20 protein-coding genes and 1 riboswitch are annotated in these 25000 nt (G+C 41.8%); of the genes, 3 read left to right on the plus strand and 17 right to left on the minus strand.

Features of this window, described 5'->3' with window-relative positions; translation table 11 throughout:
* From pflB to LI112_RS14815, 3 genes are all read right to left on the minus strand, one after another.
* The gene (gene pflB / locus LI112_RS14805) at nucleotides 1-2256 is read right to left on the minus strand and encodes a formate C-acetyltransferase (protein WP_005421747.1); all 2256 of its coding nucleotides are present in this window, start codon (nucleotides 2254-2256) and stop codon (nucleotides 1-3) included.
* Between the two features lie 276 nt (nucleotides 2257-2532).
* A complete protein-coding gene (locus LI112_RS14810; RefSeq protein WP_227190956.1) occupies nucleotides 2533-3600 on the minus strand; it encodes a U32 family peptidase in 1068 nt (355 codons plus the stop codon).
* A 59-nt stretch (nucleotides 3601-3659) separates the two neighbouring features.
* On the minus strand, nucleotides 3660-5009 hold the full coding sequence (locus LI112_RS14815; RefSeq protein ID WP_227190957.1) for a hypothetical protein: 1350 nt from the start codon (nucleotides 5007-5009) through the stop codon (nucleotides 3660-3662).
* A 200-nt stretch (nucleotides 5010-5209) separates the two neighbouring features.
* Here LI112_RS14815 and LI112_RS14820 point away from each other — a divergent pair, with 200 nt between their 5' ends.
* Together LI112_RS14820 and LI112_RS14825 are read left to right on the plus strand one after the other, a co-directional pair.
* Nucleotides 5210-6751, plus strand: a complete 1542-nt coding sequence (locus LI112_RS14820) for a putative DNA modification/repair radical SAM protein (RefSeq protein ID WP_227190958.1) — start codon at nucleotides 5210-5212, stop codon at nucleotides 6749-6751.
* A 60-nt stretch (nucleotides 6752-6811) separates the two neighbouring features.
* On the plus strand, nucleotides 6812-7573 hold the full coding sequence (locus LI112_RS14825; protein ID WP_005421744.1) for a TIGR03915 family putative DNA repair protein: 762 nt from the start codon (nucleotides 6812-6814) through the stop codon (nucleotides 7571-7573).
* Between the two features lie 332 nt (nucleotides 7574-7905).
* On the opposite strand, the gene LI112_RS14830 is transcribed toward LI112_RS14825, so the two are convergent.
* Both LI112_RS14830 and LI112_RS14835 read right to left on the minus strand, forming a co-directional pair.
* Nucleotides 7906-8754, minus strand: a complete 849-nt coding sequence (locus LI112_RS14830; protein WP_022388071.1) for an FKBP-type peptidyl-prolyl cis-trans isomerase — start codon at nucleotides 8752-8754, stop codon at nucleotides 7906-7908.
* A gap of 108 nt (nucleotides 8755-8862) precedes the next feature.
* Nucleotides 8863-9795, minus strand: a complete 933-nt coding sequence (locus tag LI112_RS14835; RefSeq protein ID WP_118013128.1) for a prepilin-type N-terminal cleavage/methylation domain-containing protein — start codon at nucleotides 9793-9795, stop codon at nucleotides 8863-8865.
* A 216-nt stretch (nucleotides 9796-10011) separates the two neighbouring features.
* Here LI112_RS14835 and LI112_RS14840 point away from each other — a divergent pair, with 216 nt between their 5' ends.
* Nucleotides 10012-10794 (plus strand): alpha/beta hydrolase, encoded by a 783-nt coding sequence (locus tag LI112_RS14840; protein ID WP_118013129.1) that lies wholly within the window; start codon nucleotides 10012-10014, stop codon nucleotides 10792-10794.
* Nucleotide 10795: 1 nt separating this feature from the next.
* On the opposite strand, the gene pepT is transcribed toward LI112_RS14840, so the two are convergent.
* The 12 genes from pepT to LI112_RS14900 form a co-directional block, all read right to left on the minus strand.
* Nucleotides 10796-12013, minus strand: a complete 1218-nt coding sequence (pepT, locus tag LI112_RS14845; RefSeq protein WP_227190959.1) for a peptidase T — start codon at nucleotides 12011-12013, stop codon at nucleotides 10796-10798.
* Between the two features lie 58 nt (nucleotides 12014-12071).
* Nucleotides 12072-12503 carry an ATP-binding protein gene (locus tag LI112_RS14850; RefSeq protein ID WP_227190965.1) on the minus strand — a complete coding sequence of 144 codons (432 nt, stop codon included), beginning with the start codon at nucleotides 12501-12503 and terminating at the stop codon, nucleotides 12072-12074.
* A 163-nt stretch (nucleotides 12504-12666) separates the two neighbouring features.
* On the minus strand, nucleotides 12667-13995 hold the full coding sequence (locus LI112_RS14855) for a transposase (RefSeq protein WP_227190961.1): 1329 nt from the start codon (nucleotides 13993-13995) through the stop codon (nucleotides 12667-12669).
* A 43-nt stretch (nucleotides 13996-14038) separates the two neighbouring features.
* Entirely contained in the window at nucleotides 14039-14458 is a 420-nt protein-coding gene (gene tnpA, locus LI112_RS14860) for an IS200/IS605 family transposase (protein ID WP_173909180.1), read from the minus strand.
* Between the two features lie 197 nt (nucleotides 14459-14655).
* Entirely contained in the window at nucleotides 14656-15336 is a 681-nt protein-coding gene (locus LI112_RS14865; protein ID WP_173899176.1) for a hypothetical protein, read from the minus strand.
* Between the two features lie 267 nt (nucleotides 15337-15603).
* Complete coding sequence (locus LI112_RS14870; RefSeq protein WP_118044930.1) at nucleotides 15604-18810, minus strand: response regulator; 3207 nt, start codon at nucleotides 18808-18810, stop codon at nucleotides 15604-15606.
* Nucleotides 18811-18930: 120 nt separating this feature from the next.
* Nucleotides 18931-18991, minus strand: a riboswitch (cyclic di-GMP riboswitch).
* A 496-nt stretch (nucleotides 18992-19487) separates the two neighbouring features.
* Nucleotides 19488-20624, minus strand: a complete 1137-nt coding sequence (locus LI112_RS14875; protein ID WP_227190962.1) for a Fic family protein — start codon at nucleotides 20622-20624, stop codon at nucleotides 19488-19490.
* Between the two features lie 256 nt (nucleotides 20625-20880).
* On the minus strand, nucleotides 20881-21036 hold the full coding sequence (locus tag LI112_RS14880) for a helix-turn-helix domain-containing protein (protein ID WP_055055881.1): 156 nt from the start codon (nucleotides 21034-21036) through the stop codon (nucleotides 20881-20883).
* A gap of 250 nt (nucleotides 21037-21286) precedes the next feature.
* Nucleotides 21287-21766, minus strand: a complete 480-nt coding sequence (locus tag LI112_RS14885) for a transposase (RefSeq protein ID WP_227190963.1) — start codon at nucleotides 21764-21766, stop codon at nucleotides 21287-21289.
* A gap of 220 nt (nucleotides 21767-21986) precedes the next feature.
* The gene (locus LI112_RS14890) at nucleotides 21987-22355 is read right to left on the minus strand and encodes a hypothetical protein (RefSeq protein ID WP_155512659.1); all 369 of its coding nucleotides are present in this window, start codon (nucleotides 22353-22355) and stop codon (nucleotides 21987-21989) included.
* Nucleotides 22356-22815: 460 nt separating this feature from the next.
* Nucleotides 22816-23646 (minus strand): phosphoenolpyruvate hydrolase family protein, encoded by an 831-nt coding sequence (locus LI112_RS14895; protein ID WP_055055880.1) that lies wholly within the window; start codon nucleotides 23644-23646, stop codon nucleotides 22816-22818.
* 29 nt (nucleotides 23647-23675) lie between these two features.
* Entirely contained in the window at nucleotides 23676-24899 is a 1224-nt protein-coding gene (locus LI112_RS14900; RefSeq protein ID WP_055055951.1) for a Tm-1-like ATP-binding domain-containing protein, read from the minus strand.
* Nucleotides 24900-25000: the final 101 nt, after the last annotated feature.

The following is a 25000-nucleotide window of genomic DNA, read 5'->3' on the forward strand; positions in this document are numbered from 1 at the left end:
TTACATTCTGTCGTGGCAGGTTCTGGCGATAACATCCAGCTGCTGCTCTCTTGTAAGGTCGATGAATTTAACTGCATATCCGGATACACGGATTGTGAAGTTTGCGTACTCTTCTTTTTCCGGATGTTCCATAGCATCGATCAGTTTTTCTTTACCAAATACGTTAACATTGAGGTGATGAGCACCCTGGTCAAAGTATCCGTCAAGTACATGAACAAGGTTCTCTGTACGTTCTTCTTCTGTATGTCCCAGAGCATCCGGGTTGATGGTCTGAGTATTGGAGATTCCATCAAGGGCATCTTCATAGTCCAGTTTTGCAACAGAGTTGAGGGAAGCAAGAAGTCCGTTCTGCTCTGCGCCGTAGGACGGGTTAGCTCCAGGTGCCAGCGGCTCGCCTGCTTTTCTTCCATCCGGAAGGGATCCTGTAGCTTTACCATAAACAACGTTGGATGTGATGGTAAGGATAGAAGTAGTAGGTTTGGAATCACGATAGGTATGGATATGTTTCAGTTTCTCAAGGAATGTAGAAAGCAGTGTTGTTGCGATCTCATCTGCTCTGTCATCATCGTTACCATAACGTGGGAAGTCACCTTCTACTACGAAATCTGTTGTGATTCCGTCTTCGTCACGGATTGCTTTAACTTTTGCATATTTGATAGCGGACAGGGAGTCTACTACGTGAGAGAATCCTGCGATACCAGTTGCGAAGGAACGGTCAACCTTTGTATCGATCAGAGCCATTTCTGCTGCTTCATAGTAGTATTTGTCATGCATGTAGTGGATCATGTTCAGTGTTCCAACATACAGATGAGCCAGCCAGTCCATCATCTTGTCATATTTTGCGATTACTTCGTCATAGTCAAGGTATTCAGAAGTAATTGGCTGATACTGAGGTCCTACCTGCTGTTTTGTCTTCTCATCAACACCACCGTTGATAGCGTACAGAAGACATTTTGCAAGGTTTGCACGAGCTCCGAAGAACTGCATTTCTTTACCTGTCTCAGTAGCAGATACACAGCAGCAGATGCTGTAGTCATCGCCCCATACCGGACGCATAACATCATCGTTCTCATACTGGATAGAGCTTGTCAGTACGGAGATGTCAGCTGCATATTTCTTGAAGTTTTCCGGCAGTCTTGAAGAATACAGAACAGTAAGGTTCGGTTCCGGAGCCGGTCCCATGTCTTCCAGAGTGTGCAGGAAACGGAAGTCGTTCTTTGTTACCATTGTACGTCCATCCTGTCCCATACCTGCAACTTCCAGAGTTGCCCATACCGGGTCACCGGAGAACAGCTGGTTGTAAGAAGGAATACGTGCAAATTTAACCATACGGAATTTCATTACCATGTGGTCAACAAGCTCCTGAGCTTCTTTCTCTGTAAGAGTTCCGTTCTCAAGGTCTCTTTCAATATAGATATCAAGGAATGTAGAGATACGTCCAACACTCATTGCAGCACCGTTCTGAGTCTTGATTGCTGCAAGATATCCGAAGTACAGCCACTGGAATGCTTCTCTTGCATCTTTAGCCGGCTGTGAAATATCATATCCGTAAGCTTCAGCCATAACTTTCATGCCTTTGAGTGCGCGGATCTGATCTGCGATTTCCTCACGAAGCTGGAAGTCATAACGTCTCATACCCTGACGGTCGCAAGCTGCGAAGTCTTTCTGTTTTCCTTCGATCAGAGCGTCGATACCGTACAGTGCTACTCGTCTGTAGTCACCAACGATACGTCCACGTCCATAAGTATCCGGAAGACCTGTCAGGATCTTGTTGTGACGGGCTGCTTTCATTTCTGGTGTGTAGATATCAAATACACCCTGGTTGTGTGTTTTGAATTCGTAGTTATGGAAAACGTCTTTGATCTTGTCGCTTACTTTGTATCCGTAAGTCTCACATGCCTGCTCTGCCATTTTGATACCACCGTATGGCATGAATGCACGTTTCAGCGGTTTGTCTGTCTGCAGACCAACAACTTTTTCAAGATCTTTGAGGTCTTCATCGATGTATCCCGGGCCATATGCTGTCAGAGATGTAACAACCTCTGTCTCCATATCCAGAACGCCGCCTTTTGCACGCTCTTCTTTCTGAAGTTCCTGAAGTTTTCCCCACAGTTTGTTTGTAGCCTCTGTAGGTTCTTCCAGGAAGGAAGCATCTCCGTCATATGGTGTGTAGTTCATTGAAATAAAGTTACGAACGTCGATTTTTTCCTTCCAACGGTTTCCTTTGAAACCTTCCCACTGTGAAAAGTTTTTCATTTTTGCACCTCTCTAAAATAGAATTTATTCCGCGTATGTCCCGTCTAACTTTTCTCCTAAAAGAAAAATAAGACCGAAATCTTATTAATAGTAACGTGAGATCTCCCTCTCTCACGCTGCTAGTGTACACTATAGGAAGTACCCTTGTCAATTAATTAACGCATGCTTTTAATTTTGTACAATTTATAGTTGTTTTTTGAAACTATTTATCAATATATTGTATTTTTACGAGTGCAACACTAATTTTTTCGACTTCTGCCGCAGTTCAGTTATTTCCTATTTATATTTGAAATTTTCTTTATAATAGCAGTTTTCGCTGCATCCATATGGAAAAAGTTCTTCTTTCAGATTCTGCCAGTAGATAACATTCGAGTCAGATACTTCCAGAATACTCAGAGCTCTCCGAAGATTCCGAATATCTTTTTCCATAAAGTCTGTATAGTTTCCTCTGCCAACCAGTTTGAGGTGTGTGATCCCTGCTTCCTGCAACTGATATAACGCACACAGTCCGCAGCCCGTCTCGCCGCAGAGATAACCGTTGGTGTCCTGTGAAATACTTTCCGGCAGCTCCTCTCCGGTAAAATCAATTGTTTCTTGGTTTTTTTCTTGTTTCCACTTGTCGAATTTTGTCGATTCTTGTACTTTTCTCGTACTCATAGCTCCCAGTCGATACGGTACACGACACAGATATCCCATCTCATCGCAATGAAGGGAATTGCAGAATGCTCCGGTAAACTGGCAGAGCTCGTTTAAAATAAATGCTTCAAATTCCACCCTGCTCTGTTCCGGCATTACATTTTGTACATGCCCTGACTGCTCCGTTTCTGTTATTCTTTGATATGCGATAATACTTTGCATATCTTTTATCGTATTCTTTCTGTGAAAGATCACACGTTTCAGTTTCAGCTTCTGAAAGAAATCCACCATGCCCCGATTTACTTCCGCTGTTTCCCCGCTAAGATGAATTTCACAGTCGATATTGTTCCGTCTTAAATACAGAATCAGCGCCGGATCCGCAATAATATAGCTATGAAACCCAATCTCCATACACCTCTTTATGATCTCAGCAATCTCCGGATACTGCTCTGGAATATAATAAAGAGAATTAAACGTCAGATGTACCGGCCTGCCGTATTCTTTTACCATAGCAGAAAGGATCTCCATTTCACTGAATGAACCAATCTGTACATTATAAGCCAGCACCTCTCTTCTGTTGAGCGGCATAACTGTCCCATATTTCTTTGCCCACTCATAAGGCACATACCCACTGAAAAATTCGTCCGCTCCTGCCCTCACAAAACGCTCGTACTCTTCCACCGATCCCAGTCCCGCTGTAATCTTCATTCGCATTTTCCTCATCGTTATCTTATTTTATTGTTCCTGTCCATCTGGTCTGACACCCCTTATGACAGTCCCAATACCAGCCGGTCGATTCCTGCTGTTACATATGCTTCCAGTTTTTCAGGATGTTTCAGTACTTCCGTATCTACTCCAAACAGTGAATTGTATCTTCCCGTCATATGCAGATGTTTTGGGTACAGCACCATATTCCGTTCGCAGAAATAAGGACAGTTCGTCACCAGTTTCTGTTTTCCTCTCTCACCATCCGTACAGATTGCGTACAATGGACAGTACTGGGAGGTATTGGTCTGATAAAAAGGAAAATGCAGACTGTTTTTTTCATTCAAAGTGCCCGGAAAGTTTTGTGCATATCCACAGGATTCCCATTCATAACGCCAAATATTACATTCTTCTCCAAGAAATTTCCTGTAAAATTCTGCATTCAGACTGTTCTGCTCATATAAAATCCGGCCGCCTTTTTTATAACCCATCCGTGGATCTTTTTTTCGTTTATTAAGAAGCGTTCCCAGAAGTGGTGTCATTCGTTTCGGATACTTTCGCAGAATTCCCACCATTGCCCAGTCATTGACAACAACCTCTACTGTGGTCTGTCGCTCTTTGCACCAGTTATCCACTTTTGCCAGCAGTTCGTCCGTTGTTTTCAACATATCCTCACGGATATATGTGTATGCAAGTGTGATGGAAATATTTTCTCTCTGTGCTTTTTCCATCATTTCAAACAGACATCTCTCCTCTGGAAACAACAGATGGCAGAACTGATTTCCTATATACAATCTGTCTGGGGCGATATCTGACACTGCCTGTGAAAATCCATTCTGAATCCAGTAATTTTCCATGAATGCGGAAATATCTTCTTTCAGATACGCCTGATACAATTCCGGGTGGTCCAGCTCGAACGCGACTTCCGATACACAATTTATAGCTTCTGCCAGTTTATTTACCGGCACATCCTGAAACCACTCTTTCTTCTGCTGATCCAGACTTTCTGCAAAAATTTCATCTTTTTCTGCCGGATAACCGGTCAGTTCTTCAGCCAGTTCTGCATCATCACATTCTGTTTTCAGGCGAATATATCTGCTGTAACGGGTGACAAGTCCCTGCACTTCTTTTCTGAAATCTTCCTGCTCTGTAAATGCAGAATACACCGTATAAAATTGTTCCTGCTGCTCTTTCTGTATGCAAAATTCCTTTACCTGAATCTCCCGATACGCAGAATCATTACTGTTATAAAAACAGATTCGAAACTGTCCGACATCCGCAATCTCCTGTTGCAGCCGGAATTTAAACCCGTTTTCTGCCAATTCAATGAGCCGGATTTCTTTATCATCTGCAAAACCGGCCAGCAGCCCGAATGGAATCATGGATATTCCGTTTATCTTATTTTTGTTCATTTGCAGTATCTCCATAAAAATCAACTCACAAGCAGATTTCTGTGTTCTACGGATGTGGAAAATACAATCTTTGCGGTTTCTTTTGTTTGCGGCAAGTATAGCACCCTGCTTCTGGTCGGTCAAGCAACGGCTTAATAATTTTAACAATTTCCCCAAATGTTCCTCTTGCTTTTTCGAACATATGTTTGTATAATAGATATATGATCACACAGATTACAAATAATAATTACACAACGCAGGAAAAGTTACAGATTCTGGCAGATGCAGCCAAATATGATGTCGCATGTACTTCAAGCGGTTCCAGCCGACGCGGAAAGAAAGGAGAGCTCGGCAATGCAGAGGCATGTGGCATCTGTCACAGTTTTGCCGCTGATGGAAGATGTATTTCCCTTCTCAAGATCCTGATGACAAATCATTGTGCCTATGACTGTAAATATTGCATCAACCGTACCAGCAATGATGTACGCCGCGCCACCTTTACGCCACAGGAAATCTGTGAACTAACCGTTGAATTTTACAAACGGAACTATATCGAAGGGCTCTTCTTAAGCTCCGGTGTCTTAAAAAATCCGACCTATACTATGGAAAAAATGTGTGAGACACTGCTGCTCCTCCGTACCCGGTACCATTTCAACGGATACATTCATGTAAAAACAATTCCCGGGGCCTCTGACGAGCTGCTTGCCGCGGCCGGATATCTGGCAGACCGCATCAGTGTCAATCTGGAACTTCCGACAGAAACAGCTTTGCGTTCTCTTGCCCCCAATAAAACCATGCAGAATATCCTGAAGCCCATGGGAAAAGTACAAAGTACTATTGCCTCTCACCGGATAGCTGCTGGAAAGTCTGCATATATGGATCGAAGCCGGGGAAATCAGTTTTTAAGAAATGGTATTTTCTCAGACGATTCCAAGAAAACCTTCAGAGAAAAACTCAATATGCAGAATACCGATGCAAAACCCGGGAACAATCCTCCCCTCAAAAAAGAGGATCCGAATCTTATCTCCCGTGATAAAAATAAATTCACGAAACATATCCTGACATGGGAAAATGCCTGTCAGCTGGCACCTCTTGACATGTCCGATCTGAAACGGAATTTCGCTCCGGCAGGGCAGAGTACCCAGATGATCATCGGTGCCACTGGCGAAAGTGACTATACTCTGTTACAGACGAGCCAGGCTCTGTACCAGGGCTTTGATCTGAAACGAGTCTTCTATTCGGCATATATTCCGTTAAATGATGACTCCATTCTCCCTCAGATTGGAACTCCACCTCCACTTCTGCGGGAACATCGCCTGTATCAGGCAGACTGGCTGCTACGCTTCTATGGCTTCCAGGCAGATGAACTGTTATCCGAATCTCAGCCCAACTTCAATGAACTGCTGGATCCCAAATGCGACTGGGCGCTGCGCCATCTGGAACACTTTCCAGTGGAAGTTGAAAAAGCATCTTATGCCACGTTGCTTCGGGTTCCCGGAATCGGGCCAAAATCAGCCAGCCGGATCACTTATGCCAGACGATATGGCCGTCTGAATTTTGACAATCTGAAAAGAATGGGCGTAGTTTTGAAACGCGCACATTATTTTATCACCTGCGGTGGCAGACAAATGTATCGTACTCCCATTGAAGAAGCCTATATCACCCGACAGCTGGTTCAGGTAGATGCAAAAGATTCCTGGAAAGTACAACATTCCAATGAATCTTATTCCCAGATGACTCTCGCTGATTTTGGGATCGGCTAAACTTCCCTCTGCCAGTTTCCAGCCACTTTTACATATAGGATCAGAATACGGAATAAAAATATGAAAATATATACTTGCCAGGACCGCTTAACGGATATCATGACCTGCATCTATGATGCCTGGTCAGAAGCCCTGAAAGTCGGTCATAACCAGATTGGACTAAAGAAAGAACCTATCTTTCAACAAACAATGTTTGATGAATATATCCATGTGGATGGTGATCCTTCCAAAGCAGAAAAGGTTATACGCTCCATTCGGAGAAGCATCTCTGAAACTGCATACATGAACATCTACTACGCCTCATTATCTGCGGATGAGAACGCTCTGCAGGCAATCTATGACTTTCTTCGGGTGGGGTTTGCTATTGGCAGTACTGTAGTCGAGCAATATACGAATCCACATGTAATGAATCTTCTCGAACTCCGGCGCCAGGTATCAAATGAAGCGCATCATTTTCGGGAATTTGCCCGTTTTCAAAGTCTGGAAAACCAGGTCTATGTCAGTCATTTGGAGCCCCGGAATGATGTAATCATGCTGGTTGGCAACCATTTTGCCAACCGTATGCCCTCCGAACACTGGATGATCATCGATGATAACCGCAAAACTGCCTGTGTACATGTAAAAGATGGTGAAAATTATCTGCGCTATCTGACGGACGATGAATTTTCGGTATTACAAAAGACAGAATCTTATGAAGATGAATATACTGATATGTGGAAAACATTCTTCCATTCCATAAGCATTGAACAACGGAAGAATTACGTCTGCCAGCGAAATTTATTTCCCATCTGGAAAAGAAAACATGCCGTGGAATTCAGATAATTCAAGAATGCCCTGATAGATCAGTTTCCACCACATAAAAAGACCGAAACAACGCATTCCGGTCTTTTTTCATCATATCCTATTCATTACACATGGAAATTTCGCCCGACAACGCAAGTAAAACATGGAGATTTCCCTTTCTCAACCAGAACGGTCTTAGAACAAAAGAAGCGGCATGCCGCACAGAATAAAGCAGAAACGAATCATATCACTGTCCTTTAATGCCGCCAGACAGCTACATAATTTTCTTTCTTCCATACTAGCATGCCGCACTGTGTACGTCCATCAAAAGAGTTCGAAACTTATTGACAAACTCCGCACTTCTTCGACATTTATTTTACTTCTACAAGCTCGATCTTAAAGTTCAGCTCTTTACCAGCCATCTCGTGATTGGCATCAAATGTAATTGTCTTTTCATCTTTGGCTGTAACTTTGACCGGGAAAGGCTGCCCATACTGATTAGACAAATATACCTGCTGACCTACTGTCAGGTCCTCTGCACCCGGAAGCTGTTCAATCTCAAGAGTAAAGATCGCATCCGGATTCGGCTGTCCATAAGCCTCTTCCGGCATCAGATGGATTTCTTTGATTTCTCCGACCTTCATGTCTGCAACAGCTGCATCAAAGCCTTTGATCATCTGTCCTGCTCCGCAGACAAACTCCAGCGGCTGTCCACGATCATAGGAAGAATCAAACTGTGTTCCATCGTTGAATGTTCCCTTGTAATGTGTACGGCATGTCTTTCCTACATTCGGTCCGGAAAATGCCGGTTTATGTGAACCACAGCCGCCACAGCTGCTTCCACAGGACTCCCCTTCCTCATGGTTTCCACAGGAATGTCCTTCTTCATGATGATGGTCACAGGTTGTTCCTGCTGATTCCAGTTCGCCCTTCAGATAAGCTTCTACTACTTCATCTGTATTTCCCTGTGCACCGGAGCATAACTGAATACCTGCCTCCGCAAGTGCAGTCTGTGCACCTCCTCCAATACCACCGCAGATCAGTACATCAATCCCCTGTTCTGCCAGAAGTCCGGCCAGGGCACCATGTCCAGTTCCGTTAGAACCGATCACTTCACTTGAAACAACTTTGTTATCTTCTACTTCATAAACCTTAAAGTTTTCTGTTTTTCCAAAATGCTGAAAAACATTTCCATTATCATAAGTTACTGCAATTTTCATTATAAAAATCCTCCAATCCATACTTTGTCGCTCAGATTAGTATAGCTTGTCGGAGAAATAAAAGCAACCAGTAAACTGCAAAGGAATAACCATCTTCACCAGTTACCTTCACCAATGAATATTAAAATCCAACGAATTTTTATATTGCTTATATTTTCCATCTGTGAGTAGTTTTTTATATGCGTCGTATGCGGCCTGAAGACTGTCATATTTTACTGCGGTCTCATCCAGCTCTTTTTTTGCAGTGCCTGTGCTCATCTGCGCTGCAATCGCAACGTAATCAGGGCCATATCCTGTACGTTTGGCGGTTGTAGATTCTGCTACATAATATTTATTATCTGCCGTACAGACAATCACAGGAATCTTCTGGTTCGCACCGACAACATCTGTATTAACAGAAGTCCAGAGCAAAGCACGTTTTCTAGCATCCTTCGCCTTTCCATAATATGCCCAGGTTCCTTTCTTAAGGAGACTGTCAGATGCCATCTTCGTCTCTATCCTTGGAACCATAGTAGATTTTTGGCATCTGGAATCGATTTCAAAGATGCCAGTTACACCGTTCAATGCATTACTTTCCTGAAGAACTCTGTCGAAGTTTTCTTCCAGGTTAAACCAGTATTCTTTTACTTCATCGTTTTCTACACTGTCTCCTTTTCCGGTTTTCCAGTCAAATAAAATACCGGTTTCAGGATTCATGGACACTTCGCATATTCCGTCCGCAACGGGATATCCCTTCCAGTTAACAGTATCAGGATCATCATTGGAATGAGAGATTCCCGCAATTGTCACCGTATCTGAAGACTGCCATTTGTCTATTTTCTGCTTCAGATGAACGATCTCCTTTACATCTTCATTTCCCTCTATTCCCGTTTCCATCACCACTTTGTCATACGCCGTCCTGACATTTGCAAGATCAGTTGATTCCCTGCTTTTTTCTATATATTTGGTATAAGTCGGTGCAAGAACACCTATAAGAATCGCAAGAATTGCAATGATGATCACAAGTTCCACAAGTGTAAAACCTTTGTTTCTGTTTTTCATATATTTTCCTTACATTGTATAATTTTATATCTCTATATCATATTTTATTTGATCGTGATTTGCAAGCTATTCCCCAATTTTATTGACACCTTAACCAGGTAACTGACAGGAGTTTTTCAATTTTCCTTGCCCGTTTTAATAAAACATGCAATAATTATTTTGTTTTTATACACATGACTGAATTTTATAAAATATAAATACGAGGAACAAATCAAGATGAAAACATACGAAGAATTACTTTCTGATATTGAAGACGATATGGAACTTATGGGGGCATTGCACATTGTTTATGCCATGGAAGAAAACGGTGTTCTCACCGGTTATGATTATCTCCCGGAAGAGCCTTATACAATCTCTGTGACCTTAAAAGACCTTCAGGAAAAAATTCATCAGCAAATGCTCTATGACAAAGCATCTGCATATACTTATGATTCTGATAAAAGCGCCCCAAAACTGGCAGTAATTTTCCCGGGAGTCGGCTATACTGCTGACAAACCACTCCTGTATTATGCAAGCCGTCTTGCCAGACATTATGGGTATCAGATTCTCGCTGTATCCTATGGAACCCTCCCTGAGAATGTCAAGGGTGATCACGCAAAAATGAAGCAGGCTTTTGAGCTTGCTTATGAACAAACAGAACAGGCTCTGCAGGATATCGACTGGAATTCCTATGGCAGCATTCTCTTTATTTCCAAAAGCATCGGTACAGTTATCGCTTCCGCTTATGCTTCCAGACATAATATAAAAGGAAAAAGCATCCTGTTCACACCTCTGACTGACACTTTTTCCTTTGCTCGTCCCGGCAGCATTGCATTTCACGGTACTGCAGATCCATGGGCAGAAACAGACTCTATCCGTACACTGGCTGAACAAAAAGAAGTCCCTCTTTTTCTTACGCCAAATGCCAATCACTCTCTGGAGACCGGCGATGTACAGGCAGATCTTTCGATTATAAAAGCCACAATGGAGCATGTTAACCGTTTTATTGCAACTCCGTAGATTATTTCGTATATTCCTGAATCAGGGCAAGAAGGAGCTCCACACTCTTCTCCATTCCTTCCACACTGATATGCTCATATGGTCCATGAAAAGCATGTCCACCTGTTCCAAGATTTGGACACGGCAGTCCTTTGAAGCTTAACTGGCATCCATCGGTTCCTCCACGAATTGGAAGGATCAATGGTGCCACACCTGCTGCCTCACATGCCTTTTTCGCATGGTCGATCAGATGTATGTGCTCTTCTACAATTTCTTTCATATTGAGGTACTGGTCAGTAATCTTAAGCGTTACCGTCCCTTCGCCCCACTTTGCATTTAAGTTCTTTTCTATCAGTCGAAGAGTCTTCTTCCGCTCTTCGAATCCGTTTTTGTCATGATCTCTGACAATATAATTAAGTTTCGCTTCACCGACTTCCCCCTGCATGCTGATCAGATGATAAAATCCCTCATAGTCTTCGGTTCCTCTCGGTGTCTCCATAGATGGCAGGCAGTTGTTGATCTCTATCGCAACCAGACTGGCATTGATCATCGTATCTTTTCCTTCACCCGGATGAACATTAAATCCCCTGATTTCAAATTCTGCTTTGCAGGCATTAAAATTCTCGTACTGAATCTCCCCTTCACTGTCACCATCCAGAGTATAAGCATACTCTGCGCCAAACTGATCCAGATTGAAATGTTCCGCTCCCATTCCAATTTCCTCATCCGGAGTAAATGCTACACAAATCGTGCCATGCGGCCGATTTTCTGTCTGGATTCTTTCAATCATAGTCAGAATCTCTGCAATTCCTGCTTTGTCATCTGCTCCCAGAATCGTTGTTCCATCCGAAGTGAGCAGTGTACGTCCTTTTAGCCCTGTCAGATGTGGAAATTCCTTCGGACTCAATACCAGTCCGCTTGTGCCAAGTACCAGATCCCCGCCATCATAATTTTCGGTAACCATCGGTCGGATCTCATGATCACAAAAATCAGAAACTGTATCCATATGTGCGATAAATCCAAGTGCCGGAATCTCTTTTTTTCCTTCCGTCGCCGGAAGTTTTCCATACAGATAGCACTTATCATCAAGGACTACCTCTGTCAGGCCAAGTTCCTTCATTTCTTTTTCCAGCTTCCTCGCCAGATCAAACTGACACACAGAAGACGGAACTGTCTCACTCTTTTCATCACTCGGCGTACGCACTGTCACATAGTTGATCAGTCTTTCCCATGCTTTCATAATATCTGCTCCTTTGTTTCTATTTAGTTCTCTGTCTGATGTATATCTCCAGATTGTTTTATTCTTTTAAACATTTCATCATTGTTGGGACAAGAATATTCATATCAACAGGCTTTGCAACATGAGCATTCATTCCAACAGAAAGAACCTTTTGTATATCTTCTGCGAAAGCATTGGCAGTCTCAACAATACATCCTTCTTCCGTCAATAACTCCGTTGCGATTTCAGTGTTGATCTCATTATCTTCAACCAACAAAATCCGAACACCGTTCAGGCAATCCTTATTGCACAGATTACTGTTTTTCTTCACCAGAGAATCGTCTTCTGACGCTTTTCGGCAAGGAATAGTTACTGTAAATGTGGAACCCTCACCCTGCTTACTTTCCACTTCTATTGTGCCATCCATGAGCTCTACAAGCTTTTTTGTAATGCCCATTCCAATGCCACTGCCATCAATATGACTTAATGTCGTGTTACGTTCTCTGTGGATCCCACATGACTAAAGTCACATGCTCCTCTGTCGCTTTAAGCGACAAGGCTAAATATCGGCGGATACGCCTGTAACTTAGGATATGCGCAGTCATGCGCTTTTTTCCATGCCAGATATGGCAGGTTCCCACACCACAGGTAATCCGCTGTATATCTGCCTGTGTTTATGCTGCTCTTAAGAGTTCCATTTCTGAAAATAGTTCTCTTAAGTCCGCATATACACATGAGATCCTACGCTTTACTGAAGGGACTTTTGCCTCCAGCAAAGACCTTTCCGTTACCGGAAGGGGTTTTAAGAATTCCCGTATAAAATATCTTGCTCCAATATTATAGGACGCTGAAAGATCACAGTTATATCTTTTTCCATTCTGGAATGTACATAAACTATGATTGCCCGGGTCGCGGGCAACCGTTCCCGACCCATCACAGGCAAGTCTGCTGGTATTCCACGCACAGATCCTGGAAATCCGCATCCCTCTGCGATGTGCCTGATGTTCACATCTTTTCTGGATATCCCTTTTTCTCCACAGGTACAGCTTCTGTTTCTTTCTTCCGGATATCTTTCCTTTTATTTCCAGATACTCAAACACGATCACATCCGCATGGTTTTCTTCTGCATATCCTGTGACTGCTCCTGCAATCTTTCTTCCAAGTTCTGTGTTAAGACGCTTCGCGTAGGCCCATCTGCTTTTCACCTGTGCGGAGCCATGCTCGCGCTGGAATCTGCTTATCCGTCCCAGCACACGGTACATCCGGTCTTTTTCACTGGGAAAATCAATAAACTTTCTTCCCAGGACAGTTCCATCTGACCGCATAATGGTACAGACTGCATCCGTATTGAGTCCTAAATCCACACTGCAGATGACCTGTTCTTTTACAGGTGTCTTTGTAAACAGCACCTCTTCTGTATAAGAAAAACGCAGAAAGTATTTACGATGCCTTTTTTCCAACACGGGAGCTGTTGCTCTTTTTCCTGCCCAGTTCTTTCTGAGATATTCCATATCTGTATGGCTGAGGCTGACCCGGAACCATTTCCAGTCATGACCGTCATAAAGTTTCAGGCACGCTCTATCTTTTTCTTCTGTATCCTCACGGTACATCACATCACGGTAGAATACCGGCATGGCATGATTATCACACACCAGCTTCGGCCTGCCGCCTTTCTGATCCGTTTTTTCCCACAGTTCCAGCCTTGTCTTATATGAGGATACACTTCCCAGGGCATGCTGGATAGCTGCCCTTCTGAGATAAGAAGGCATCTTTGGAAATCGCAGGTCAAAATCAAACCTTGCCTGGTTCTTTTTGGTGGTATGCACCAGATGTTCTGCCGTGTTGAAACGTTTTTTAGGTTCCGTGATCACTGCCAGTTCATCCCATGTCTGGGCATAGATCTCAATCAGACAACTGACCGCAGAACGATAAATATCCAGTGTCTGGCGGATCGGAATATTCTGTTTTCGCAGTTCTACACCATAACTGGATACTGTCCTCATCTTTTTCCTCTTTCTTACAAATATAAATACGGGTTCTTTCAGGTTACTGCTTTTCTTTTTGCCCCTCGATATAAGAACATACCTGTTCCCTGTTCCTGTCACTCACCGTTACTGCACAATAAGATGGATTCCACAGATGCCCTCCCCAAAGTTCCTTCTTCAGTTCTGGATGAGCAAGAAATATCTGTCTGGCAATGTTCCCCTTCATGATCTTGATCATATCAGAGATATAAAACTGTGGTCTGCAATCTACAAGCAGATGGATATGATCCGGCATAACCTCCATTGCCAGAATCTGAAATTTATATTCTTCTGCAAGGTCATAGAGCATTTCTTTGCATTCTGTATCAATACCATCTTTTAAAACCTTTTTCCGGTATTTTGTACACCATACCAGATGATACTGCAGGGAATACACATATCCTCTACCATATGAAAGTTCATTATTATTGATATTAAACATATTTTCCTCCATGTTTTTATTATACCATATGCAAGAACATTTCGCAAACATTTGTTCTGCCTTTTTTCAAAAAAATAGTGCGTCTAACTCATCACTGAAGTAACGAGAATGCAACGCACAGTTGTTCAATACCATATAGTTTCCTGTTGATCCAAGCGAAAATTATGCAGATAACGCAAATAAATAATTTTACCGCTTTAAAACAAAAGCTGGAGTCCCATCGCTATAACCCACATATAGGCGCATGTCTTTGGAATCATCAACAATCCAACCTTCGGTTTTGTTTTGCTGAATAACGTTACCGGAATATAACAACCAAATGAAATAATAATCGCTGCAACCATCCTTGTCATATGATATCCATTTGCATTTGCAGAAATCGCATACAGAATAATGACTCCGATCCCTGTCACTGCAAAGACTGTATTTCTGATGATCGACAATTTCATGTTTCCTTCATCTGTGCACCAGTTATTCTGCGGGAACAGACATATCACAATTCTGACAACCGCCGATATCCAGACGATGGCCTCAATTGTTACCGGTAGCGTAAATTCCGGGAATGTAAACTTCCAGATATACATCAGAATAATATAAAACACCGTCATTGTAATCGACGATACCTGTAATCCTATACCAAGCTGTCTTTTTATCTTATCGCTGGTTCCGCGTACTGCTCTGATAATTCTTGGCACCAGATGGAAAGCATCTCCTCCACAAAGCGTCAATGTCAGAATTCCATAAAGTACAAATAATGTGTTTCCTTTTGCATATATAAAAAACAAAATTGCGGCTACCAGATCAAAAGTCAGATACGCTGCATCAAATATTGCTTCCATCATGTCCGGAATCTGTGGTTTATACGTATTCTCTTTCATTCTTAATTCTGCTCCTCTTCTACCAATTGATTATATAAAAAATAATTTCTTGTAAACATAACGCCCGCTATCATCCACACGATTCCGACAATTAACAGCAAACTTTTTTTCTTTACACAAAACTTAGCTTTTCTTTGCGTTCTCCTTATGTTCTTTCAAACATTTTTCTGCATATTTAATCCTGCCTCCACAATTATCTCTGCCTTATCCAATAAAACAATCGTTTCGGTGCCCCTCTCCACCAGTTTTTATACATCTGGAAAGCAATTACAGCCAGCTTTCCAGAACATCATTCAGCTTATTCATATCCAGCGGTTTTGCGATATGTCCATTCATGCCTGTATTTTTGGCCAGCTGTACATCTTCTGCAAAAGCATTGGCAGTCATGGCAACAATAGGCAGTTTTCCCTTTTCACCCGGAAGGCTCCTGATTGCTGCAGTTGCCTCATAACCATTCATGACAGGCATTTGGATATCCATAAAAACAAGATCATACAATCCTTCCGGAGAAGCTTCCACTTTTTCAACTGCGATTTTCCCATTTTCTGCTGTTTCCACTTCTGCCCCTGTCATCTGCAAAATTTCACCAGCAATTTCTCTGTTCAACTCATTATCATCAACCAGCAGAATCCTTTTTCCCGTGTAGTCTGATTCTGACAGTTCATCCAGATAATTTCTTGCTGTTTTTTCTTTTCTTCCTGAAGTAAACTGCCGCAATGTAGCCGTCAGCCTAGAACGGAACAGCGGTTTTGCAATAAAAGCATCTACGCCTGCAGCCTTTGCTTCTTCTTCAATCTCACTGAATTCATAAGATGTCAGTACAATAATGGTAATCTCTTTCCCTATCCGTTTCCGGATCTGTCTGGCTGTTTCTATGCCATCCATGTCCGGCATCTTCCAGTCCAGGATGACAGCAAAGTAATCATTTTTTAGCTCATGACGTGCATAGCAGCGCTCAACAGCTTCTCTGCCAGAGAGAACCCATTCACCTGTAATACCGATTTCTTTCAGTGTAGCAACTGTACTTTCACAGCATGTCTTATCATCATCCACAACCAGAACAGGCAGATTCATCAGATTTCTGTCCTGTTCTTTTTCTTTTTCCTGAAGCTCCAGATAAATGGTTACTGTAATTTTAGTTCCCTTGTGTAAGGTGCTGTCCACTTTAATATTGCCATTCATCAGGTTCACAATATTTCTGCTGATTGCCATTCCCAGACCAGTTCCCTGAACCTTAGTTGTCCGGTGGTCATCTGCACGGCTGAAAGGATCAAACATGATTTTCTGAAATTCCGGTGACATACCGATCCCATTATCCTCAATCGTAAATTCATAGCATCCAAGTTCCGAAAATCCATTTGGCTTTTCCTCTATGGAAAAAGTAATATTCCCACCATCCGGTGTATACTTGATTGCATTACTCATCAGATTCACAAACACCTGCTGGATCCTCAGGCTGTCACCACAGACATCCTCATGTTCAATGTGATTAATGCGTATATCAAAATTGTGTTTATGTTCATCAAGCACCGGTTTTGTTAGTGTAATGAGATTATCCACCAAATCCGGCAGATTGAAATCCTCCTGTGCCAGCGTCATTTTTCCACTTTCAATACGTGCCATATCCAGCACTTCATTGATCAGCCCCAACAGGTGTCGGCTTGATTCTGTAATCTTGCTGAGACATTCAATGACTCTGTCCTGACTCTCAATATTTGCTCCTGCGATTGCCGTCAGACCGACAATGGCATTCATCGGTGTCCGGATATCATGGGACATATTGGAAAGGAATTCTGTTTTCGCACGATTTGCATTTTCTGCGGACCAGTAAGCCTCTTTCAGTGCCTCACGGGATTCAATCTCTGCTTTCTTCTCCTGTGTCACATCCATGGATGCCAGCAATACCTTTTCCAGCTTTCCATTCTTCCATTCCAAGGGAATATAAGAAGCGATTTTATAAGTCTTTTCATCCAGGCTGCAATACTCAAACTTATAAATATCATTTTCACTTTTCAGATTCTTCCGGATATTTTCCGGTGCTGTCAGGATATCCAGAGCATCCAATGGTTCCAGTGTCTTATACTTTTCAAGAACCTGCATCTGGAAATCATGATAGAATCCCAGAGGTTTATATATCATCTGACCATTCAGGTTATAGAATTCATATCTGTCATTTTCCAGATCACAAACAACAAAACGGTCAACCAGCCGCACAATACTCTGGATCAGCAGCTCCATGGAAGCATTGTCCGCTGCCATCTGTAGATGCCGTGCGCTCTCTACCTTTGCCTCCGTGACATCCCGCAGAAAGATCATGGCATATTCTGAATCCTCTATTTCGCCTCGTATGATCACATTGCGGACCCATCGTTCTTCTCCATTCAGAGTGATACGGCACTCTAAAGCCAATTCGGTTTCCAGACCCTTCAGCCTTTGTGCAATATAACCACGGTCGTAAAAAGAGGATACCGCCTTCTTATCTGTCTCCACAACATAGGAATCCACAAAATGCCGAATCAATTCATCCCACGTATAACTCTGTTCAAAGACGGTCATCAGGGACGGTTCAACCTTAAAGGTATCAAAAGTATTCGATTCCAGATTTACATAATACTCGCACAAATCTGCTTTCGTAAAAGCCCGGTGGAAAGCAGCAGATTTTTGTGCCTGCATGATTTCTTTTTTCTCCCCATCAATGTTAATAAAAATCCCGGCAATCCTGCTGGCAGAACCATCCAGACGGCGTATTACTTCTGCCGATGCCCGAAACCACTGGTATTGATTATCCTTCATTCTCATACGATACTCTACCTGGTATTTTATCTGGTTCGTCTTATCCTTAATTGCCGCCTGAAGCTGCACCATTACTCTTTCTTTATCCTGTGGATGCAGAAGATCTGACCAGGATTCCAGTTTATTCGGAAAGTCCAGAGTGTCATGATAGCCAAGCATTTTTCGGAATTCATGACTCCAGTTTGCATTCACAATCTCACTGTTTTCGTCACAGTCAAAATACCAGAAGCCGGAATAGATAGCCTCATTGAGCAGTGCCAGATTTACATGATCCCAGTTGACCTGTACGGACATAACCCAGATCTGTCTGCCCGCCTCATCTGTCGCATCCTCTTTACAAAGCCGTACATTATTCACTGTACCGTCTGCTGCAAGGATCTGTGCTTCCCCTGTTCCGTGAAGCTGCAAAAAACGGTCTCGCTCCAGTATATCTTCCTCGTCATAAAAGAAGTTTCTCAATGAGCCTTTTGTCTGTTCCATGAAAGTATCGAATGTATATCCTGTACTATGCAACAGCAGATTATCCACAGACAAAATAGACAGGTTTTGGTCATAAGATCCTGTCATTATACCTACCCCGCCATTATTTTCCAGTGTTTTCTGTACGGCCTGTGACATGGTCTGTGTCTGTCCCGGTTCATTATCACCTAAAAAATATATTTTGTCTTCATAATTTCCCATTTTGTAAAAATCCTCTCTTCGTCTTATGCCTTCTTCATCCTACTTTTATTTGTATACAGAGAACCTGTCCCTGCCAGTTTTCGTACTCATTTTTGCATACAAAAAAGACACCTGCCAAAATATGTCAGTGCCCCTTCTCGCTTTGCGTCCCTACCTTTCAGCAGGTTTGCCTTTAAATAATTTACATTTTTCCAAAAATAAAATATCATAAAGTTATTTATGCGTCAATAATGTCGGATAAAAAATCTATATTTTTTTATTTGAATTTTTGACATTTCTCTGATAAATCCTTTCAGCCAAAGACAATTCTGGTTTTTTCTTTCCACATACACTGCATCATAGTTTTCTACAAGACCAGTACGGAGTTTTACATTCAATTCTTCTTTGCTATTTTCTTTGTCTTCTCTACATCTTTACGTGCATATCCCATACACGGCATCTCCTTTTTGCATAAAAAAAGCAGCTAACCTATTTTTCCTAGACTAACTGCTCGTGTTTTAGTTCCATATTCAGTTTTATTCTACAAATCCGACAGTGAAATTCGGTCGTATGCGCTATTTTTCTTATCTCCCGGATGTGGTTCCAGTCCGATAATTGTAATATCTTTCTGGTCTGGTCCATAAACCCAGTACATTCTTCATGAATAATACCCTTGCAAAAGCTGCTCATCATTGCAATCACGGATAATTCTTAAATTTATATTTTCCTTTTCCATAACCAGATACTGGTTCAATAATATCTGCCTGTACCAAATTGGAAAGAAGTTTTGAAGCACCTGAACCTTTCAGCTCAAGAATCTCCATAACTGCACTTCTTCCAAACACCTCATCAAAGCCAAACTTTTCAAAGAGTCTATGGATATGAACCGTCGTTTTTACTGAGAAGTCACTACCTTTTTGGGAAAGTACACTTTCAATATCCACTTTTTTGTCTTGAATGTCCACTTTTTCATTCTCAATATCCACTTTTCTATCTCCAATGTCCACTTTTTCTTCATTCAAAAGTCCACTTATATGAAGATTTCGATTATGAAGCTCATTTTTCTCGTTCAAAAGTAGATTTCTGAGAAACGCTTCCAGATACTCTGTTGTTTCGTGAATACCTTTTTGCAGGTTCGTATAGTTTGCACGGACAAGTGCATTTCGGAAATACCACGCATTTTCCGCAAAAATATCATTGGTTGCAGAAAATCCAAGTGTCCTTAGATATTTGATGAAGAACACCGCCGTTGTTCTCGTATTGCCTTCCCCGAAGATATGGATTTGCCATAGCCTTGAAATGAATACCGCCAGATGATGGATAATCTCGTCCATTGACAGTCCTTTATAACTAAAATCCTTCTCCTGCGAAAAAACATATTCAAGTGTGGCTCTCAATTCGGATGCACTACCGTACATAACAGTTGCCCCATCAAGAACCCATTCTTTCTTTGTAATGTTGTAATCTCGAATCTTTCCGGCGTGTTTATAAATCCCCTGAAATAGTTTACGGTGGATAGCAATATACTCATTCGGAGAAAATGAGAACGCTGTTTCAGAAAGAATTTCAACAATACGGGACGAAACCTTATCTGCTTCTTCGGTACGCTCATCATCAGACAAATGCACTGGTCTTTCTTCATAGCAACTATCAATAAGGCTCTGTGCTTCTTTCATTGTGATTTTGCCTTCAAATGTTTCCTGTTTTTTCTCCTCTGTCGCTTCTGCATAGATATCCATAGTGGTCTGAATATCCTTATGCCCCATGATCGACTGGATTATTTTCAAGTTCGTTTCTCTTTCACAAAGCCTTGTACAAAATGTGTGTCTTCCCATCGAAGCCCTAAAGCAAATGCTTGAATATCTGTGTTTCTATGCTTATAGCATTTAAGTCACATTTTATCTAAAATTTCATCCGCATATTTGTCTATATCATCGGGAACACCCTGCTTGAGTATCCCGCATTTCGGGCAACTGAGCATGGTCATCAATTTACGTTCCTTATTCAGAAATTTAGATTGAAATGTCCAAAGTGTAATGCTATCCCATACCCGCCTGGGAGTTACTTTTCCAGCAAACTCTTTACCCATAATCATTGCATGGTTCCAATCGAACCGGCACAAGCTATACCTTTATTAGTTTCCCATTTTGTAATTGCTCGTCCTGATACATTTAGTCTTTCAGCAAGCTGCTCCTGTGAAAAACCTGCCTGCTTTCTGCATTCTTTGATTTTTTCTCCTAAATTCATTTTTGAGTCCTCCTTATTATTTGGTAAACTCATTATAACGATTTTCGAGTTTTTAACAAGAAACCGCCATTTACAATGTGGCTGTCGGTAAATAACGTTTTTTAGAGCTGACAATACCAAACAAAAATATCCTGACAGTTACAGAGCATTCTGGCTCTGCAACTTGTTCAGGATATTTTTACTTTGATAAATACTTTCTATTTTTGGCCGTAAAAAATCCTTGTTTGGATTTTTACGGCCGCATTTTTTTCTAGGCAGTTTTTCCCTCAAATTTTCTCAGTTTTTCGTATAAAAAACGATGATATTTATTTATATTTCTTCCAATGGCATACAGCATGAATTCTTTATATACCTTATCTGATGAGCGGTAATTAAAACGCCGGAAGTTCTCATTTTCCTTGATATCTCCAAAATGTCCTTCCGTCTGAATGGAACGTGTCTGGCGTTTCAGGATTCCCCGTTCGCTCTGGATATTGGCATGGGATCTTTCTTTCAGTTCCTCCCATTGTTCATTGATCTTCATGACTTTGTTCTTTTCGGCATCTTTCTCCGCATCATACTTATACAGACAGCGGGCTTTGTGTTCACATCCGCTGCAGTCTGCGCAGCCATATACCTCAAAGATCTGTGTATATCCATCCTGCTCTTTGGTCTCTGTCCTGAGATGCCGCAGTTCACGTCCGTCATGGCAGATATAGAACTGTTCATCTTCAAAGATCCCTGTCCTCATGTTGTAATATTTACTGATATCTTCTGAATAAGCGCGTGTTTTTCGCTTCTCGTGATCCTGCAGCTTTATATAACTGGATATTTCATTCTGTTTTAAATAAAGCAGATTTTTTCACTGCAGTACCCGCTGTCTGCAGTTACTTCTTCCAGAATACGCCCGAAAGCATTCTTATGTTTTTCAAGGACCGGGATCAGGGTATTATAATCGGTGCGGTCGCTGCTTACATATCCATGTACGATAAAATTTTTCCCATGATCTCAAAACATTCTTTATATTCCATCAGTCGTTTTCCGCATTGTTCCAGTTCCTCATGCAGCTGCTGGAGCACAGATTTTCTTTTCCCCTTTCCGTAAACGAATCTGATCCCTTCGCTGACTGCGATCATCGTGAGATTGTCCTGAAGTTTCCGTATCTCAAGCGGAGAACAGTTATCGATCTCTATAATACGGTTATTGGAGAGCTTTTTATGTTTTACAAGCTTTCGTTTTCTGTTCTTTTCGATCACTTCCCGGACCTTGTCCATTCCTTCGATCACAAACATCTGTGCATTTCCCAGCCCATACTTTGCCCCATAATCATTTTCCTGCAAAAAAGCATTATATTTTTCAAAAAGCTGGTCGATAGAATCCAGGAGGCCTGCAAGATGGTAATTGATGCTTCCGCGCCATACAAAAGTATAACGGTTCGCATTCGCCTCGATCTTTGTACCGTCAATAAAAAGTTCCCAGAAAAATCTAATTCCTCCATCACTTTTTTAAGGGTATAGACTGGATCGTCGTCAGGTAAACTCAATTCGAAGAAACTAAAGTTAATTTTCTGTTTCCCTAATTCAAAAAAATCGTTATAATAATTAGTTGTTAGCATAGTTACATTATAACATGTAATGGAGAGAAAGATGGTTGTCGTTAGCCATCTTTTTTTCTTTTTTCAGATAAATTTTAGGGAGTGTATGACTCGTTGTGAGTCATGCACTCCCTGTTTTAGAACTATCTATTTCCCGATAGCCCCTCACTTCTATTAATATTTTTTATTGTTCATTTTCAGAATATCTATTTTTCAATTGCTTTGAATGCAGCTGCCTGTGCAGTCATTCCACGTTCTGAAGCAAGTCTTTCAATAGAAGATGCTCCAAAGAATCCATCGATTTCCGGTACATTCTTAATCACATAAGCTGCATCTTCCGGATCCGCGATCGGTCCACCATGGCAGATAACCATAATATCCGGATTCACTTCACGTCCCGCTTTGATAATCTCACGGATCTTTACGCAACAATCATCTAAGGTAACCGCTGTCTCTGCACCGATCGTTCCTTTTGTAGTAAGTCCCATATGGGCAACCAGGATATCCGCGCCTGCCTCTGCCATCGCTTTTGCCTGATCCGGATCAAATACATAAGGGCATGTAAGCAGATCTAATTTATGGGCTTCACGGATCATATCTACTTCTAATCCATATCCCATACCGGTCTCTTCAAGATTTGCACGGAATTTACCATCGATCAATCCTACGGTAGGGAAATTCTGTACTCCATTAAATCCCTGATCTTTTAACTGTTTTAAGAAAATATCCATTACACGGAACGGATCTGTACCGCATACTCCTGCAAGAACTGGTGTCTTCTTTACAATCGGTAATACTTCCTGTCCCATCTCCTGAACGATCGCATTTGCATCACCATAGGATAAGAGTCCTGACAAAGAACCACGTCCTGCCATTCTAAATCTGCCTGAGTTATAGATGATTAACATATCTACATCCGCCTTTTCACTACACTTTGCAGTGATTCCTGTTCCGGCACCTACACCTACTAAAATCTTACCCTGTGCTACCTGTGCCTTAAAATCGTCCATAATTTCACTTCTGGTTTTTCTTAACATATCAAATCCTCCTGTTTATATTTATGATTTTATTTCTTTTCCATTAAATCAATCAGCTTCTGGGCTGCAGTCTCTGCAAACAATTTATCATTGATATTACAGTCCAATTTTATAATCTCTACATGTCCATTATCGATTCCATTTTCAATTGCATCGAATAATGCTTTTCTTTCTTCCACTCCATCAAACGGCTGTCCTTCTGCATCGATCATGGAAACACCCTTTTCTGGAAGTAAAATTGCCATATCTGTTTCTGTCTGATTCCATTTGGATGCCAGCATCGCACCTATTTTCTGATTTTCCGGTACAGTTGTACGCATCAATGTAACCGTTGGATTGTGTTTGTACAGATTTCTCGATGAAAACTGTTCAGGAATTGTATCCATTGGTCCAAAATTTACCATATCGCAGGCACCTACAGAAACTACTTGTGGTATTTTACATTTGATTGCAGCTTCACATCTTGTACTTCCTGCTGAGAGCACACCTCCAACAAGCTCATCACACCATTCTGTCGTTGTCAAATCCAGAACTCCCTGGAAAAATCCCGCACTTATCAATGTTTCCATTGTTTTTCCACCGGTTCCCGTCGCATGAAATACTAAAACTTCATATCCACTTTCTTCTAAATAAGCTTTTGCCCGATCCACACAAGGTGTTGTCACGCCAAACATTGTAGCTGCCACCATCGGCTTACTGTCTTCTTTTTCATCCCCTAATTTTTCTTTCATGCCGATCATTCCTGCAATTGTTAAAATCGCATTACGGAAGATCGTTTTTGATACTTTATTGAGTCCCGCTACATCTACGATTGACGGAATCATAATGATATCACTCGTTCCCACATACTGCGAAACATTTCCAGATGCCATCGTGGAAACCATGACCTTTGGGACACCAATTGGCAACGCACGCATTGCCGGTGTAACCAGAGAAGTTCCCCCTGATCCACCAAATGAAATGATTCCATCAAATTTACCTTCCTGATACAATCTCGGAATTAAAATCTCCATTCCTTTTGACAGAGCTTCTGTTGCCAATGCACGGTCTTTCTTTTTCACAATATCTTCAATATCATATCCCGCTGCCTCTGCAACTTCCATGTTCGTCACATCTACTTCAAAGGCTGGTGCAAATACGCCTGTGTGTATCATATATGGAGTAATTCCTAATTCTTCTGCCAGACCTTTTACATACAAAAATTCTTTTCCTTTTGTATCAAAGGTACCGGCAATTGCTATTGTTTTGCTCATCTGTCCACTCCCTCCATCTTTTACATTTTCCACCGGCCAGTGAATACAATTAAGAGGTAGAACCTCTTGTCTATGCTTAGATTCTACCTCTTATTGATTAC

The sequence above is a fragment of the Blautia sp. 210820-DFI.6.14 genome (assembly GCF_020558815.1).
Lineage (GTDB): Bacteria > Bacillota > Clostridia > Lachnospirales > Lachnospiraceae > Blautia_A > Blautia_A obeum.

Excerpts from the sequence above, each read along its gene's own strand:
- LI112_RS14830 (WP_022388071.1), bottom strand. The coding sequence starts at position 8,754 with ATGAAAATTGCAGTAACTTATGATAATGGAAATGTTTTTCAGCATTTT.
- LI112_RS14880 (WP_055055881.1), bottom strand. The coding sequence starts at position 21,036 with ATGAATTTAGGAGAAAAAATCAAAGAATGCAGAAAGCAGGCAGGTTTT.
- LI112_RS14835 (WP_118013128.1), bottom strand. The coding sequence starts at position 9,795 with ATGAAAAACAGAAACAAAGGTTTTACACTTGTGGAACTTGTGATCATC.
- LI112_RS14840 (WP_118013129.1), top strand. The coding sequence starts at position 10,012 with ATGAAAACATACGAAGAATTACTTTCTGATATTGAAGACGATATGGAA.
- LI112_RS14875 (WP_227190962.1), bottom strand. The coding sequence starts at position 20,624 with ATGGGAAGACACACATTTTGTACAAGGCTTTGTGAAAGAGAAACGAAC.
- pepT (WP_227190959.1), bottom strand. The coding sequence starts at position 12,013 with ATGAAAGCATGGGAAAGACTGATCAACTATGTGACAGTGCGTACGCCG.
- LI112_RS14885 (WP_227190963.1), bottom strand. The coding sequence starts at position 21,766 with ATGAGGACAGGGATCTTTGAAGATGAACAGTTCTATATCTGCCATGAC.
- LI112_RS14825 (WP_005421744.1), top strand. The coding sequence starts at position 6,812 with ATGAAAATATATACTTGCCAGGACCGCTTAACGGATATCATGACCTGC.
- tnpA (WP_173909180.1), bottom strand. The coding sequence starts at position 14,458 with ATGTTTAATATCAATAATAATGAACTTTCATATGGTAGAGGATATGTG.
- LI112_RS14895 (WP_055055880.1), bottom strand. The coding sequence starts at position 23,646 with ATGTTAAGAAAAACCAGAAGTGAAATTATGGACGATTTTAAGGCACAG.
- LI112_RS14815 (WP_227190957.1), bottom strand. The coding sequence starts at position 5,009 with ATGAACAAAAATAAGATAAACGGAATATCCATGATTCCATTCGGGCTG.
- pflB (WP_005421747.1), bottom strand. The coding sequence starts at position 2,256 with ATGAAAAACTTTTCACAGTGGGAAGGTTTCAAAGGAAACCGTTGGAAG.
- LI112_RS14870 (WP_118044930.1), bottom strand. The coding sequence starts at position 18,810 with ATGGGAAATTATGAAGACAAAATATATTTTTTAGGTGATAATGAACCG.
- LI112_RS14865 (WP_173899176.1), bottom strand. The coding sequence starts at position 15,336 with ATGAAAGAGAATACGTATAAACCACAGATTCCGGACATGATGGAAGCA.
- LI112_RS14900 (WP_055055951.1), bottom strand. The coding sequence starts at position 24,899 with ATGAGCAAAACAATAGCAATTGCCGGTACCTTTGATACAAAAGGAAAA.
- LI112_RS14855 (WP_227190961.1), bottom strand. The coding sequence starts at position 13,995 with ATGAGGACAGTATCCAGTTATGGTGTAGAACTGCGAAAACAGAATATT.
- LI112_RS14820 (WP_227190958.1), top strand. The coding sequence starts at position 5,210 with ATGATCACACAGATTACAAATAATAATTACACAACGCAGGAAAAGTTA.
- LI112_RS14810 (WP_227190956.1), bottom strand. The coding sequence starts at position 3,600 with ATGAAGATTACAGCGGGACTGGGATCGGTGGAAGAGTACGAGCGTTTT.